The sequence below is a fragment of the Thiocapsa rosea genome (assembly GCF_003634315.1).
GTDB lineage: Bacteria > Pseudomonadota > Gammaproteobacteria > Chromatiales > Chromatiaceae > Thiocapsa > Thiocapsa rosea.
In genome coordinates this window covers 1,493,360-1,507,813 of the sequence record NZ_RBXL01000001.1, presented here as the reverse complement: position 1 = coordinate 1,507,813, position 14,454 = coordinate 1,493,360, and the positions used below count along the sequence as shown (strand labels likewise).

Genomic DNA, 14,454 nt, shown 5'->3' with positions numbered 1-14,454 from the left:
CTTGACAGTAGGGACTATTTGCCTAGAATGGGAAACATTATGCCCGCTCGACCTCCCCTAACCAGCGCTGCTGCGACCGCTAAGCTCAAGGTGCTTGGTGAGCAGATTCGTGTGCGCCGCAAAGCGCTCGGCGTGAGTGCCACGGTAGCGGCCGAGGCTGCCGGGATGTCGCGGGTCACGCTGCATCGAATCGAAAAAGGCGAGCCTGCGGTTACGATCGGTGCCTATCTGAACGCCATCGTGGCATTGGGTCTGGATTTCGGCATCCTCGCGCCGGATCAACCGGCCGCCGCCGTCGGTGACCACGCGAAACCAGGCTGGATTCCAGTTCGCATTCGGCTCCAGGACTATCCACAACTCAAGCGTCTGGCTTGGCAAATTCATGGAACGGACGCTTTGACGCCCGTCGAGGCACTGGGGATCTACGAGCGCAACCGGCGCCATCTGGACCTCGACGCGTTGGAGCCACGCGAACGGGAACTGATCGATGCGCTATGCCGTGCGCTCGGGGAGCCGCATAGCCTTGTTTGAGCGGCCACATCACCAACGCGTCGCGCAGGTGTTGTCCGCGCTCGATGGACCCCTGTTGAGAGAGAACAAGTGCCTGTTCGGCGGAGGCACCCTAATCGCGCTGCGTTACGGAGAGTATCGCGAGTCGGTCGACATCGATTTCATGGTTTCGGATCTCGCCGGCTATCGCACCTTGCGCCAATTGCTCACCGGACCTCGCGGCATCGCAGCGATTGGTCGTCGAGACGCGATACCTTTGAAGGAAGCGCGAGAGTTGCGGGCCGATCAGTATGGCATTAGGACAGCGCTGCTGGTCGGGGAGGAGCCGATCAAATTCGAGATCGTCTTGGAAGGGCGCGTGGAGTTGGCCGCGCCGACCCCGAGCGACGAGGTCTGCGGCATTGCGACCTTGACTCCGCTAGACATGGTCACCGGCAAGCTTCTGGCCAACTCCGATCGCTGGGCCGACGATGCCACGTTCAGCCGCGACCTGATCGATTTGGCAATGATGAGCCCACCCCTGGGCCTACTGCGAGAAGCGGTCGCGAAGGCGGAGCACGCCTACGGGGGGTCCATCCTGCAGGATCTCGAAAACGCGAAAAAGGGTCGGAGCCCTTCGCCGATATGATCAGAGTCCTTGAAGCTGCTCTGCTGGCCGTTTGCGTCAGGCGTTTCGTGCGGTGTGTGGACCGGTTTTTTGGCCGTCCCCGCTGCGTCCTCCCGAAGCATTTTTCCAGCGCCGCCTCGATGTGCTCTCGAAACCGGTCGCTTTTCCCCGACCCTTTTTTCTCACTCGTGCTTCGCGTTGCGTTGGGACAACCAGATCATGAACCTCGGCCGACCGGCCCATCTAGGCGACCTGGTCCAAAGGTTGCGGTCGAGCACGCTTGCTCACGGACAGGATTTCGATCCCAACTAAGTGCCCGTCGGCGTCATAGTCAGCGATGATCCCTGGCTCGATTGCTTTGGTCGTTGCGACTTCCGCCGGGGAGATCTCGAAATAGGCGGCATCCGCCGCGGGATCGAATTCGAGCTTCATAGATCGGTCACCTCGTCGTCAAAGTATGCCGTCACGATGGACACTGGATCGACGGTCTCGTTATACATCACGCGTACGACGTTGGGCTCAGGTTGCTCCATGGTTTGGGGTCGCAATGGCCGTTGGGTATCCGACGTCTGTCGGCGGCGTCGACGGAATTGTCGCGCCGTCGAGGCATCATTCACTCACCGGCAAACTGACCTCTACGCACAAGCCGCCGAGCGCGGACGAGCGACCGAAGGCGATGCGCCCGCGGTAGCTCTCGACGATCTCCTTGGCGATCGCCAAGCCGAGTCCGTGGCCGCTGACCTCCTCGTCGAGACGCACGCCTCGACCGGTGATGTCGGCGATCTCGGTGTCGGAGCAGCCGGGCCCGTCGTCTTCAACCCTGAAGACCAGTGCCTTACCCTCCGTCAGCAGGCTGCACCTTACCCGCGTGTTGGCCCATTTGCAGGCATTGTCGAGCAGGTTGCCGAGCAGCTCCAGCATATCCTCCCGGTCGGCATTGAGCGGGCCGGAGGTGCGGATATCGACCTGGATGTCGAGGACCTTCGGGGCGTGGATGCGGCCGAGGAGTCGAGCGAGGGTCGGCAGCTCTTCGTCCGGGTCGAAGCGCAGTCCGGCACCGCCGGCACCCGCAAGGCGCGCGCGTTTGAGCTGGCGCTCGGCGAGACGGTGCAGGCGCTCGACCTGCTCGATCAGTGCCTCGCGCGTGTGCGCATCGACCGACAGCGCGGGGTCGAGAAGCTGTTGTCGCAACAGACCGAGCGGACCCTTGATCGCATGCGACAGGTTACCCGCCGCTGTGCGCGAGCGCTCCAGGCGTTGCGCGAAGAGCAGCAGCAGCCGGTTGAGCTTGCGCACCAGGGGGAGGATCTCGCTTGGCACCTGCTCGGTCAGGGCGACGGTTTGGCCGGACTCCAGGCGGCCGATGTCGCGGTAGACGGGGATCAGGGTCGCGAAGGCGCGCCGGACGACGAAGCGCTGCACCAGCAGCATCAGGATCAGCCCGCCGAGGGCCATCGCGGCGAAGAGCCGTTCGTAGTGAACCAGGGCATGATCGAGCGGCGTGACATCCTCGGCGACCGCAAGGGAGAAGTCGTCGCCATCCAACCGGTAGCCGCCTCCCAGCACCAGCAGTCGCTGCCGCTCCGGGCCGACGGCGCGCCAGTATTCCGACACGCCCGGTCCGAGCGGCCGACCGGCGAGATCCTGATCCCAGAGCGAACGCGATCGCATGCGTTGCCCGTCGTGCGTCTCGATCACGAAATAGTGCCCGGAATAGGGCTGGTGGTAGACCGGGGTGAGTCGCTGCTGGCCCAGCTCAAGTCCCCCATCGGCGTTCCGGGACAAGGCGCCGACCAGGGCCTCGGCATCGTGCTCGAGGCGCGAGAGCACGAAGGCGTCGGCTGTGCGGTGCAGGGCCGCGTGACCGATCCACCAGACCGCCCCGATCAGGACGACCAGGCTGGCGGCCAAGCCGAGCTGTAAACGGCCTTCCAGCGATCTCATCGGCGCGGGAACAGATAGCCTTGACCGCGCAGGGTCTGGATCCGCTCCTTGCCGATCTTCTCGCGCAGACGCCGCACATAGACCTCGATGAGATTACTGCCCCGGTCGGCCTCCAGATCGTAGACGTGATCCATGATCTGGGGCTTGGAGAGAATCCGGTCGGGATTAAGCATCAGGTAACGGAGCAGTCGAAACTCGGTGCCGGTCAGCTCTCTGGCGCTGCCGTCGGCAAGGACGACCTGCTGTAGGTCTTCGTCGAGACGAAGTCCGCCGACATCCAGACCGCTGCGCAGATTGCCCGCCGCGCGACGTGTTAAGGCATTGAGGCGCGCGATCAGCTCTTCCATGTGGAAGGGCTTGCCGAGATAGTCGTCGGCTCCTGCCTTGAGCCCGTCGACGCGCTCGTGCCAGGCATCGCGCGCGGTGAGCACCAGAATAGGTGTCTTCACACCGCGCCCACGCCAATTGCGCAGTACCGTCAGTCCGGGCCGCCCGGGGAGCCCGAGATCAAGAACGATGGCGTCGTAGGGTTCGCCTGCGCCGAGCGCCTCGCCCGTGACGCCGTCGGCGGCGTGATCCAGGACGAAGCCGGAGGATTTGAGTGCCTTTTGCAACTCGGCCGCGAGGGCTAGGTCATCTTCCACCAGCAGCAGCCGCATTAAATCGCGTCCCGAGCGACAAATGGCGTTTGCCTAGCTCTCCGACTCCGGAGCGACGGGAGATTCTTGGAGTCGACGCGATTGAAGATAAAAGAATTCAATATCCTGAACCGCGTCTGCTGCGGCGTCTTTTGGTGACCGAAGGATTGCAAAAAGATACAGGAGCGCATGTCGTGCCGGACGCGGTTCAGCAAGGCTTACTTCTCCTTCCGCTTGATCACCTCGCCGGTCGCGGCATCCAGATAGAGCTTGTGGACGGTCCCGTCGGCGGCGAGGATCTTGATTTCGTAGAGATAGGCGCCGTCCTCGCGCTCGAGCTCGGCCTCGACGAGCTGGCCGGGCTGCACGGTTTGGGCGCTGGTCATGACCTCGCCCATCGGCAGGATCTGCCCCGTCTCGCGCAGTTGCTTGATCTCGTCGTGGTCGAGCCGATCACCGGCGATGGCACCGCCCGTGACAGACAGGAGTCCAATCGCGACGGTGATTGCCGTCAGCCGTGGTCTCTGCATGAGTCTGGTCCCCTTGGGTTGGATGAGTGGTCTTTGCGGCTCGTCTTCCCATTGAGGCGGAGCGAGCCGACTCGGTCGAAGGCGATCCAGGTGTCGTCTTCGACCCGGATGCAGTCTCGTTCCCGAAACTGAATTGGCGCTGAACTGGAGTTCAAATCGAGCGAGGAGGTGAACGCGGGTGGGTTGTATGCCGCGAGCCGCGGCGTTCCAAGGCTAACCTTCGGTCATCCGTCATGCCGCTGCGTACAGGATCACCTGGTCACCGTCTCCGCGATCAGCACCTCGGCGGGAATGCCGAGGTGCCGGTGCAGCCTGCGAATCATGGGCAGCGTCAACGGCCGTTTGCGATTGAGGATTTCGTAGACCCGGTTGCTCTTGCCGATGAGGGGTTCCAGGTCTTTTACGGAAAGGCCACTCTGCTCCATCCGAAACTTGATGGCCTCGACCGGGTCGGGAGGATCGATGGGGGCGTGCTTGGCTTCGTATGTCTGAACGAGCGTTGCCAAGATGTCCAGTCGATCGCCCTCGGGAGTGCCCCAATCCGGATCAGCCTCCATGAGAGCCGAGATTTCGTCGAGGGTGGCTTTGTAATCGGCTTCGGTGTGAATCGGGCGGATGTCCATGGTGTGCTCTAGGTCGATGAGGTGCTGTCAATCGTTTCCGCGTCCACGGCATCGTATTCCTTCACCCGAACAGAATGGCGCGGCCTGTCAAAAATCAAGCGACGCCCGCGCCCACAACTGTCGTCCCGGTTCGTTGACCTGCACCGGACCTGGGTTGAATGGATCGACGTTCGCGCGGTTCACGGCATAGGCGTAAGCACGATCGAAGAGGTTGTCCACGCCGAGACTGAGCGTCGCGAACTTGGAGAGCCGTGCCTGACCATAGAGGTCGAGGATCCACCAGCCGGGCGTCGGGCCGACGTCCAGACCGCTTCCGGTGAGCGGGTCGTCGTCCACGCGGTCCTGAGTGTCGTTCCAGCTCAGGGTGGTGCCGACGGACCAACGCTCGGCCAGATAGTCGAGACTGACGGTGCCGCCGAGCGGCGGGGTCTGGGCGATGGGTGTGGAGTCGGTGCGATTCTGAGCATAGACGTAGGCCAGCGACGCGCCGGCTCGCCAGTGCCGGGCAAATTCGACCGAGCCGGTCCATTCACCGCCGGTGAGCTCGGCATCGACGTTCCGATAGATAAAGGTGCCGTCGGCCAGCAAGATCCCCGGCTGGCCATGGGCGCGATCCCGCAGGATGAAATCGTCGACCCGGTCGTAGAAAAGGTCGAGCTGGGTGTTCCAGTGGTTGGCGACCTTGGCCAGCGTCACGCCGATCTGATGATGCGCCTCGGGATCAAGGCCGGGGTTACCGACCCAGCGTTGATTGTTCGCAATCGTCGAGGGTGCGGCATTGGAGGCGATATAGCGTTCGGTGGCATCGGCCGAGCGCAGGGTGCGGCTGACCCCGACTGAAAAGGAGAGGCCGTCGTTCAGGTTGTGCGCGTAGTTCAGGAATCCGCCCAGATTGTCTTCGTCCGTGTCTTCGGCGCCGATACCATAGTAGGCGCGATACAAATGCTCGGCGGAACGCACCCAGGCCGGTCCGATCGGCACAAGCGCGGCACGCGAACGCGAGACGCTGGCCTCGGTGCGGTCGTAGCGCAGCCCGGCGGTGAGTCGGGATTGCTCGGTCAAAGGGCGTTCGATCTCGATGAAGAAGCCGAGGTCTGAATTCACCACCTCGGGCCAGAGATACGAGTTGGGGACATCGACCGCGGCGGAGCGGTAGTTCCAAAAGCGCGTGGCGTCGCGATCGACCTTGAGATAATCGGTCCCGAGGGTCCAATTCATCCCCATGGCGTCCAAATCCGCAATCAGACGCCCACCTGCGGTGTCCGCGGTGCTGGGTGCGCGCATCTTGAACATCGCGGTGAGCGGCCGGAGGCTGTAGTTGTCCATCAGGTGATCGACCGAGACGCTGTAGAGCTCCGCCTTCACCGAGGCGAAGGGACCGATTGGGGTGTCCTGACCCAGCCGCAAACGCCACTGGTCGCTGTCGCTGTAGATGCCGTCCATCCCGGCGCCGGCGTAAAGGACGTTCCAGTCATGGGTATGGTCGTAGCTCAGAACGGCACCCGCGTTGTCGTTCGGGGTGAGGCCGAGCGACAGACCGGCGCCTTCGGTATTGTAGGCACTGCGTACCGGGTTGCCGTTGCCGTCGTCGTAATTGCCGGCGGTCTGATACTGGCCGGTGGCGCGGGCAAAGCCCTCGGGGATGCCGACGGTCACGTCCGCGCCCAGGTTGCCGGTGTGCGAGTTGTCGGTGATGCCGCCGGTGAAGCGTGCGCGGAAGACCTCGCCGGGATCGAAACGGGGGGTGTCGCGTTCGAACAGAACGGTGCCGCCGCTCCCGCCGCCGCCGTAACGGACCGTCTGCGAGCCCTTGATGACGGTGACCGAGTCGTAGTTGTCCAGATCCACATAGACGGTCGGCGGGTCCATCCGGTTGGGGCAGGCGCCGAAGGCATGGGCGCCGTCGATCAGGATATTGAGCTGCCCGGCGGTCTGGCCGCGGATGATGGGGTCGATGCCGAGACCGCCCATCCGCGAGCCGCTGACGCCGGGGACGGAGCGCAGGAGGTCGCCGCTGTCCGCCGGCAGGCCGGGTGTGACCTCGACGATGGGTGCGACGAAGGTCGCGGGCGGGAGAGCGTCCAGGCGATCCGCGGTCACCTCCAGCTCGGGCAGGACCACGCCGCTGTCGTTCGGGGTTTGCGCGGTCGCCGCTTCGGCCCGGAGCACGACCGAGAGCCCCGCGAGCATCACGATCAGGATGCTGGTCCCGGTGGCGTTCAGGTTGCCGAGCGGAGCCCTTCTCGGCACCCGTATTCCTGTCTTGTTCGCGACCTGAAGCCTCGCCGGGTTCGTGTCTCGGTTTCGGAGTCGATGACTCTTAAACCTTAATCTTATTGTGCTCATTGGATATGCCTCCGCGTCTCGTCTGCGTGATCGAGTGGCGGAGGAGCCTATCCAAGTTCATTCCCCGGTTGCCGGGATTTGGGGTTTTACTGATCGGAGACAGGAGGGAGCAGGTGATATCGCCGAACCTGTGCTCGATATCACGCAAAGCCCCGCTCGGCCACTCAGAGACGTCGTTCGGGAGAGACCAAGGCTCAACCGTTCTGTCGAACTCGAGGAGAGGCAAAGGCCGAGCACAAACCGGGCGTCATTAAACCGCGTCAAGAGCGTTCGCCGAGGCTGACCGGATCCTGATGAATGGTGATGTCCGCGCCCGGATGCATCTCGCAAATACGCGCCTCGACATCGAGGGCGACCTGATGAGCGGCCAGCAATGGCATCGTGTCGTCGAGCGCGAGATGCAGTTGAATGATCAGGGATTGTCCGGATCGGCGTGTCCGCAAGCCATGCACGCCCAGCACGCCGGGAACCGAAGCCGCAAGGTCCAGGATCGGGCCACGTGCATCTTCGGGGAGTTCGCGGTCCATCAGGAGCTGGACGGCATCGAAGCCGATCCGCAAGGCGCTGTAGAGGATGTAGGCCCCGATGGCCAGACCGAACAGCGGGTCGAATCCGGACCAGCCGGCAGAGGCGAGCAGCAAGGCCACGACGGTCGCGGCATTGGTGGCCAGGTCCGTCGCGTAATGCAGGGCGTCCGCGCGAATTGCCGCCGACCCGGTGCGGCGGATCACGTGACGTTGGAACGCCAGGAGTGCCAAGGTGACCAGGATTGCGAACCCGATCACGAGCAGGCCAACTCCTGCTTCCGCGACGGGTTGCGGATGCAGCAGACGGTCGACCGCCTGCACGCCGAGGAACACCGCCGAGGCGGCAATCAAGGTCGCCTGTCCGAGCGCGGCGAGGGCTTCGGCCTTCCCGTGACCGAAGCGGTGCTCGGCATCCGGCGGCATCAGCGACCAATGCACCGCCAGTAGATTGACCAGCGAGGCGCCCGCGTCCATCGCCGAATCCACCAACGAGGCCAGCACACTGACCGATCCCGTGACCAGCCAGGCCCCGAGCTTGGCCAAAATCAGCAGACAGGCCGTCGCGACCGAGGCGTAGGTGGCCAGACGCAGCAGCCGGTCGTTCGAGCTGGCGGATCGAGCGGATTTGGCGGATCTGGCGGTCCCGGGTGTGCTCGGACTCACTGGCTGCTCCTTTTTAAACCGCGTCCAGAGCGAAATGCGTCATTTTCATTTTGTGTTGAGCGTCGGAGACGTCCTTGATCTTGGCGAGACGCGGTTTAAATTTAATCTTTTTAATGCTCTAAACCGCGCCAGCTCCGACACTCGTCGGAGCTGGCGCGGCTAAGCCATTCCAACAAATGACGTATACCGCACCAGGCGCGGTTTAGGAACGATTCAAAAACAACCGAAACACGGATGGGTAGAGCGAAGCGAAACCCATCCAGTCCGCTCCAAGGGCATCAGACCGAAACCCGGCAGCGCGCCGGCCGAGTGATTGTCCCCGCCCGGGTCAACATCCACGCCTGTCAACCGCGACTCGACGCAGGAGGCAGGAGACTCTCTCGAGAAAGCCGACGCCGCGCGCCCTATTCCTCGAACACCAGCGCGAGCGGCTTCTGCATGAAGGCATGCCGGACCTGGGCATTGTCGAACACCGAGACGCCGAACGGGTAGGCCGCCGACAAATCCGCGAACTGCACGTCGGTCTCGCTGCCCGTGACCAGCTTGCGCCGCATCTCCATGGTCCAGACGCCGTCGCTCCAAGCCAGCCCGAGCGCGATATCGCCGCGATCGCCTTCGAAGGGGGCGATCATGATGGAGGCAACCTCGTCGCCGGGCTCGAATCGACTGTCGTCGAAAGGGGCCTTGTCGTCAGCCATGACCCAATAGGCCCCGCCCTTGTTGGCGGCCTTGCCGTCGCCGGCCATGAACTCGGGAATTCCATCGACCAGCGCGATGTCGGTATAGCCACCGCCCGTCTTGGCATCGGTTTTTCGCCCGGCGTTCTTCGCAGTCTCCGGATCGAAGCGGGTGTGGTCCAGCCACTGGTCGTCGACCTGTCCGACGGGGCCGGTGCGCACGCTCTTGATGTGCCACATATCGCCGCGCTCGCCGTCGTTCTCGGTGTACTTGTTGCCGTAGGGTTTCGGCGGCTCGTCGTCGTGACAGGCCGCGAAGCAGCCATCGGCCTCGAAATCAGGGATGGAGTTGTCGATCGGCCAGATCAGGGCCGCCTTGTCTTCGTAGTAACGGTTGTTGTCGCCGCCCGTGTCGTCGGGATCCTTGAGCTTCTTCCAGGATCCGTCGGCCTGTTTGACGTAGGGCGAGCGCCGCTCCGAATGGGTCGGATCCTCGTATTCCAAAAGCAAAAAGAGCTCGTCGCCCACGCGTGCTGCGCGAATGGTGCCGTCGGTGCGGCCCTTTTCGCCGAAATTCGCACCCTTTTTGAAATGGAGCTTGGCCGGCACGGCTGCGTTCCAAACCGCGTCGTCGGCAACGCCGTCCAGGGTCGGTGCCGTGTCGAAGGCGATTGCAGTCACCGTCTCAAGTGGCCGGGCGGCATATCCGGGAGCGGCAATCGTGCAGGTGGCCGCAAACATAACGGACAGGGCGGATATTCGGCTGTTGGGGTTGGTCGTCATCTTCTGATTCCTTTGGTGGTTGTCGTTATTGTTGTTGTGTTCCGATCCGGAACGACTCCGCGCTCACCAAGGACTCCAATTCCGCTGTCGGTATAAGAGTATAGCAGTCAACCAATCGGCTCCGGTCGGAGGTCCGGCGCCGTTGCCTCGGGCGCAACCAGCAGGACGCGCCCGGGCGGGATAACCATCGCAGCACCAAATCCCGGGTCGGTTAGACTACTGCGCTGGAAGGCGAGGCGGACGAGCCGGAGACGAAGAGGCTCGATGCATTCAACAACAAGCGAGCTCCGACATCTTGACCAAAGCCTTGGCCGGGTTCCTGCTCTCGATCCTGCTGCTCGGATCCGGGGCGGCATCGGCAGTGTCATCGGTGCCGCTCGGGTTCAGTGTTCTGCCCGAGCAGGTGCATGGCTGGGAGGAGGCTGTTTCCCTGGTCGTGAACCAGGATCTGCCGCCGGTCCGCACCGATATTCATCTCGGCCATCAGCCGCGTGCACGCTGGTTCGTTGCTTTGCCGCTCGGCCCCGACATCGCTCGGCTGCCGCCGGCGCCGATCCTGACCCTCAACGTCGCAAATCTGGATCTGGTGGAGCTGGCCTATCTCGCTCCGGACGGCACGCTGGCGCCGCCGCGCCCGCGCACCGGCGACACCCTGCCTTTGGGCGAGCGCGACGTGATCGGCGCGACCCTGGCGTTTCGGCTCGAGCCCGACCTCCTCGTCGACCATGCGTTGATGCTGCGCGTGACCACCATCGGCCAGCTCAGCCTGCTGCCGGGCGTGACCGATGCGGCCAGCTTCGCGCTGGGACAGGCCCGAAGTCTGCTGATCGGCGGAATGTTGGCAGCCTTGGCGGGCCTGTTTGCCCTGCTGATGCTGTTCGCGGGGGTAGCGACCCGCGACCGGCGTTTTCTTGCCTTCGTGATGCTCAGCGTGCCGTTCGGCGTGACCGGGCTTGCAAGCATCGGTCAACTGGCCTACTTCCTGCCATCCGTTCCCGCTTGGATGACCGGCCGCGTTTCCAACGTCCTGGCCTATCTGATCAGCGCCGCGCTGATCTTCGCGTTCTATCTCATCGTCCGGCCCCCGCCGTCGCGCTGGTGCCTGCGGCGATTCTGGTTCACCCTGGCCTGGCTTGCGCTGCTGTTGTCGCCGGTCGGTTTCACGGATCTGCACCCATCGATCGCCTGGTTCAACAACAGCGTCCAACTCGCCTTCATCGCCTTCGTTCTGATCTACGGGCCCTTGCAGTGGCGCGGAACCTCGGCGCTCGGACGCATCGCCTTGGCGTATCTGCTCGCGACCTGCGCGACCGGCATCGCGGTGGTGGCCAGAACCTGGTTCCCGGGGCTGGCAAGCCTTGCAGTGGCCTATTTCTGGCCGATCAACCTCGTGATGCAGTCATTGATGCTGATCGCGGTCCTTACGGTCAGCGGTCGTCTGCTGGCCGAGGTGCCGAAGCAGACGCGACGCCTGGAAGGGGCGCGGCAGGCTCGGTTGCGCCTCGCTGCCCTGGCGCGGAAGTTCAGCGGCTTGTTGAAAGTGGTGTCGCACGAGATTCGCAACCCGGCATCCTCGTTGCGGTTTGTCGCCACGAATCTGCGACGCGGCGTGCTGAGTCCGGAGGATGCGGCGACGGATCTGATCCGGATCTCCAATCAGCTCTCCGACATCGTGCGGGGCATCCAGCGGCAGCGCGACGCCTTTACGGACAGCACCGCGGCGGATTACACCTACGACCTGCGCGAGAAGGTGGCTCAGGTGCAGGGCACCTTGGCCGGACGCATCGATCCGGCCAGGCTCGACCTCGAGGTGTGCGCCGCATCCGGGGCGGCGACCCATTTGGTCGATGCCTCGCGTCTGGTGCTGGTGCTGACCAACCTGCTCGACAATGCCTTCAAATACGGTGGCCGGGGGCGCGTGCGCATGAGCCTGTCGAGCACGCCCGAGCGGCTGGAACTGGAGGTCGCGGACCAGGGGCAGGGCATCGCGGCGTCGGATGCCGAGCGCATCTTCGACCAGTTCTGGCGCGATCCGCGGCACAGCCACATCCCCGGGTGGGGTTTGGGGCTCTGGGCGAGTCGCAGCGCCGTGGAATCGCTCGGCGGCACCATCGAGTACATCCCTCGGCGTCCTCAGGGTGCCGGGTTTCGGGTTCTGGTGACCCGTCTTCGCAGCGCCGATTCGCACGCTTTTTAACGGGGGATTCATGTCGCGGCAGCCCGATGCACCGGAACGGATCGATTCGCCCAAACGCGTCCTCGTGGTGGAGGACGATGCCGTCGGCGGTCCTCAGTTGGCGCGTTTTCTGGAGAGTTTCGGGTACCGAGTCGATTTGGTCACCGGTGAGGATGCGGCGCGCGCGCACATGGCGGCCTGTCGGTTCGACGCGGTTGTTTTGGACCTGACGCTGGCCGACGGCGACGGCTATTCACTGCTCGAGGCATTACGTGTCGGCGATCCGCTGTTGCCCATCGTCTGCACGTCCGGTCGTTGCGATCTCGACGACCGCTTGAAAGGGTTGCGCTCGGGCTTCGATCATTATCTCACCAAGCCCTTCGAGCCCGAGGAGCTGGAGGCGTTGCTGGCGCGCGAGCTGTGCCGCTACGCCCATCGCGCGGGGACGGCGGAGGGGGGGCTGTCCGCGCCGATGGACAATCGCTGGGCCATCCATGAGGAGGCGCGCACCCTGGTTCTCGATGATCAGCTGGTCATCTCCTTGACCGAGACGGAGCTGAGGTTCGTCTGCCTGCTCCGCGGTCAGGCGCCCGAGGCCGTAAGCCGCGCTGCGGTCATCGCCGGTCTCGGGCATCGCGAAAGCTATTATTCGAGTGCCCGTCTGCACACCAGTGTCTCGCGCCTGAGGCGGAAGATTGCTCAAGCGACCGACCAGCCCGCACCGTTCGACAGTGTCTACGGCGCCGGCTATGTCTGGGGGCGATCCCGCTGAAGGCGACGCCTCGCCATCAATTGTCAGAATATTGTTAGAAGTCCCGGTCGACGGGGTTCCTATAATCCTCAAGTGTTGCAGGGTTTGCGGCTCGCCTTCGGTGAAACGGCGCTGGATTGCCGGTGCGGCCTCCGAGAATCCCTCTCTCTTTCCCGCCCGTCATTCCGCCCCCACGGCGCATCGATCCGCTTGTCGGTCTCGCCCCGCAGCATGACCCCGCGGCAGGCGTGGCTCTGTGTTCCCCCCACTGTTTGAGCCCCGCCTGCCTCGGCCTTCGGTCCGCGGCCCCGTCGTCCGGCCGACTACACGATCTCAAGAGGATGCGGGAGAGCCCTATGGCCAAGCACGCAGCACGATCAGCCCCCCGACAATCAACGCTCGGGGGCGCCGACCCGACGAATACGTTCAAACGGAACCCTCCGCAACGCCTGCGGCCGTCACTGACTCTGGCGCTGACCCTGGCCGTCCTCTTGCCGATGCTGCTGGCCTCATGCAAGGACGGGGACGGGTCGTCGTCGGATCCGAGCAATCCGACGAATCCGACCAATCCGACCAATCCGAGCGACCCCGACCCGCGCCTTCCGGTGGAGCCGGGCGCGCGACGGGCGATCAGTCTGAAAGGCTTCACCCCACGCTTTCCGGCGGACTGCGAGCAAACCTCGGCGTTGCCGTCCGAACAGGGCGGTCTGTGCCTGTTGGTCAGCACCAAACCGGGAGGCAGCGGTGAGTTCTACGTCCGTCCGGTCAAGGAAAGGGGCGCCGGCGCGCCCGAGAGCGGCATCCTGGTTTCGCCCAACCTGGTGCTTAACCTAGCGCCCGGTGCCTATGAGATCTTCAAGTCCACCGGGATCGACGCCCAGAATCCGGCCAAGGTGACCGTGCGCGCCGGGCGGGTGACATGGGTCAAGACCATGACCTTGTCCGTCCCCTCCAAACCGCAATGGCCGTACTCCCCTCGGACGTCGACCCAGACCTATAAGGTGCAGCGCTTCCAAGCCTTGCCCGGCACCAACAACGGCGGATGCACGGCGGAATTCATTAAAGCCGGTTTTCATTCCTACCTGCCGGGCAATTTCGTCGTCGTTCCCACCACGGATAGCGAGCAGTCGAGCCCGACCTGCGAAATCGGCGGCACCACCTTCAATGCGGTCTCCGGTCAGGGCTATACGATCGGCATCCAAGATATCGGCGCGCAGCTCCTGAGCGAGTTGGAGACCTACGTTCATCGCAATGGCGTCAGCGCGCTGACGGCGATGTCGCCGGCCATGCACGGCATTACCCGGATGGGCTGGCTCGATCTGTGGAGGTTGCATCAAGGGATCGCCAACCCGGACGAGACCGCGCATCCGGCGCTGGCCTTCTACGGACCCGGCAATTACACCTACATCGTCCCCTTCAAGTTTCGCTACAACGGCAAGGTCTGCGGTGTTTCGCTGGCGCAGGGCGGACTTCCGGAGTCAGACCTGTTGACCGACTGTACCTTCGCAAAAAGTCGGCTGACCGGTTTCAAGGTCAACAAGGGTACCTATTTCACCTACCACAACCTCTACGGAATGTCGGGCATTTCCGCCAATGCGATCGGCAACAGTTTCGAGGTCAAGAACGTCAACTTCAAGTTGCCACGAGGGTATTGACATGAAACGTCAACTTCAAGTTGC

13 protein-coding genes are annotated in these 14,454 nt (G+C 63.7%); 5 read left to right on the top strand and 8 right to left on the bottom strand.

The genetic code is table 11. The features are described from left to right. Positions 1–39 precede the first annotated feature (39 nt). Positions 40–531 carry a helix-turn-helix domain-containing protein gene (locus tag BDD21_RS06930; RefSeq protein ID WP_120796532.1) on the top strand — a complete coding sequence of 164 codons (492 nt, stop codon included), beginning with the start codon at positions 40–42 and terminating at the stop codon, positions 529–531. Continuing rightward, on the top strand, positions 524–1,138 hold the full coding sequence (locus BDD21_RS06925; protein ID WP_120796531.1) for a nucleotidyl transferase AbiEii/AbiGii toxin family protein: 615 nt from the start codon (positions 524–526) through the stop codon (positions 1,136–1,138). Before BDD21_RS06930 ends, BDD21_RS06925 begins: the two co-directional genes overlap by 8 nt. A gap of 222 nt (positions 1,139–1,360) precedes the next feature. On the opposite strand, the gene BDD21_RS06920 is transcribed toward BDD21_RS06925, so the two are convergent. The 8 genes from BDD21_RS06920 to BDD21_RS06880 form a co-directional block, all read right to left on the bottom strand. Continuing rightward, a complete protein-coding gene (locus tag BDD21_RS06920; protein WP_120796530.1) occupies positions 1,361–1,549 on the bottom strand; it encodes a DUF2283 domain-containing protein in 189 nt (62 codons plus the stop codon). Positions 1,550–1,726: 177 nt separating this feature from the next. Beyond that, positions 1,727–3,061: a sensor histidine kinase gene (locus BDD21_RS06915; RefSeq protein ID WP_120796529.1), complete on the bottom strand. Its 1,335-nt coding sequence runs from the start codon at positions 3,059–3,061 to the stop codon at positions 1,727–1,729. Beyond that, positions 3,058–3,720, bottom strand: a complete 663-nt coding sequence (locus tag BDD21_RS06910; protein ID WP_120796528.1) for a response regulator transcription factor — start codon at positions 3,718–3,720, stop codon at positions 3,058–3,060. The genes BDD21_RS06915 and BDD21_RS06910 overlap by 4 nt, the downstream gene beginning before the upstream one ends. A gap of 197 nt (positions 3,721–3,917) precedes the next feature. Further along, positions 3,918–4,229, bottom strand: a complete 312-nt coding sequence (locus tag BDD21_RS06900) for a PepSY domain-containing protein (protein WP_120796526.1) — start codon at positions 4,227–4,229, stop codon at positions 3,918–3,920. A 251-nt stretch (positions 4,230–4,480) separates the two neighbouring features. Beyond that, on the bottom strand, positions 4,481–4,852 hold the full coding sequence (locus tag BDD21_RS06895; protein ID WP_093034072.1) for a helix-turn-helix domain-containing protein: 372 nt from the start codon (positions 4,850–4,852) through the stop codon (positions 4,481–4,483). A gap of 87 nt (positions 4,853–4,939) precedes the next feature. Then, entirely contained in the window at positions 4,940–7,102 is a 2,163-nt protein-coding gene (locus BDD21_RS06890; protein WP_245969448.1) for a TonB-dependent copper receptor, read from the bottom strand. Positions 7,103–7,458: 356 nt separating this feature from the next. Next, the gene (locus BDD21_RS06885; protein WP_342769596.1) at positions 7,459–8,388 is read right to left on the bottom strand and encodes a cation diffusion facilitator family transporter; all 930 of its coding nucleotides are present in this window, start codon (positions 8,386–8,388) and stop codon (positions 7,459–7,461) included. 404 nt (positions 8,389–8,792) lie between these two features. After that, positions 8,793–9,848, bottom strand: a complete 1,056-nt coding sequence (locus BDD21_RS06880; protein ID WP_120796524.1) for an ethylbenzene dehydrogenase-related protein — start codon at positions 9,846–9,848, stop codon at positions 8,793–8,795. A gap of 295 nt (positions 9,849–10,143) precedes the next feature. On the opposite strand from BDD21_RS06880, the gene BDD21_RS06875 reads away from it, so the two are divergent. The 3 genes from BDD21_RS06875 (at position 10,144) to BDD21_RS06865 (ending at position 14,430) form a co-directional block, all read left to right on the top strand. Beyond that, positions 10,144–12,045: a sensor histidine kinase gene (locus BDD21_RS06875; protein ID WP_120796523.1), complete on the top strand. Its 1,902-nt coding sequence runs from the start codon at positions 10,144–10,146 to the stop codon at positions 12,043–12,045. A gap of 10 nt (positions 12,046–12,055) precedes the next feature. Next, a complete protein-coding gene (locus BDD21_RS06870; protein WP_120796522.1) occupies positions 12,056–12,796 on the top strand; it encodes a response regulator transcription factor in 741 nt (246 codons plus the stop codon). 335 nt (positions 12,797–13,131) lie between these two features. Continuing rightward, on the top strand, positions 13,132–14,430 hold the full coding sequence (locus BDD21_RS06865; protein ID WP_120796521.1) for a hypothetical protein: 1,299 nt from the start codon (positions 13,132–13,134) through the stop codon (positions 14,428–14,430). Positions 14,431–14,454 lie beyond the last annotated feature (24 nt).

Coding starts and splice junctions, on each gene's coding strand:
- BDD21_RS06870 (WP_120796522.1), top strand. CDS start 12,056: ATGTCGCGGCAGCCCGATGCACCGGAACGGATCGATTCGCCCAAACGC.
- BDD21_RS06915 (WP_120796529.1), bottom strand. CDS start 3,061: ATGAGATCGCTGGAAGGCCGTTTACAGCTCGGCTTGGCCGCCAGCCTG.
- BDD21_RS06910 (WP_120796528.1), bottom strand. CDS start 3,720: ATGCGGCTGCTGCTGGTGGAAGATGACCTAGCCCTCGCGGCCGAGTTG.
- BDD21_RS06900 (WP_120796526.1), bottom strand. CDS start 4,229: ATGCAGAGACCACGGCTGACGGCAATCACCGTCGCGATTGGACTCCTG.
- BDD21_RS06880 (WP_120796524.1), bottom strand. CDS start 9,848: ATGACGACCAACCCCAACAGCCGAATATCCGCCCTGTCCGTTATGTTT.
- BDD21_RS06920 (WP_120796530.1), bottom strand. CDS start 1,549: ATGAAGCTCGAATTCGATCCCGCGGCGGATGCCGCCTATTTCGAGATC.
- BDD21_RS06865 (WP_120796521.1), top strand. CDS start 13,132: ATGGCCAAGCACGCAGCACGATCAGCCCCCCGACAATCAACGCTCGGG.
- BDD21_RS06930 (WP_120796532.1), top strand. CDS start 40: ATGCCCGCTCGACCTCCCCTAACCAGCGCTGCTGCGACCGCTAAGCTC.
- BDD21_RS06895 (WP_093034072.1), bottom strand. CDS start 4,852: ATGGACATCCGCCCGATTCACACCGAAGCCGATTACAAAGCCACCCTC.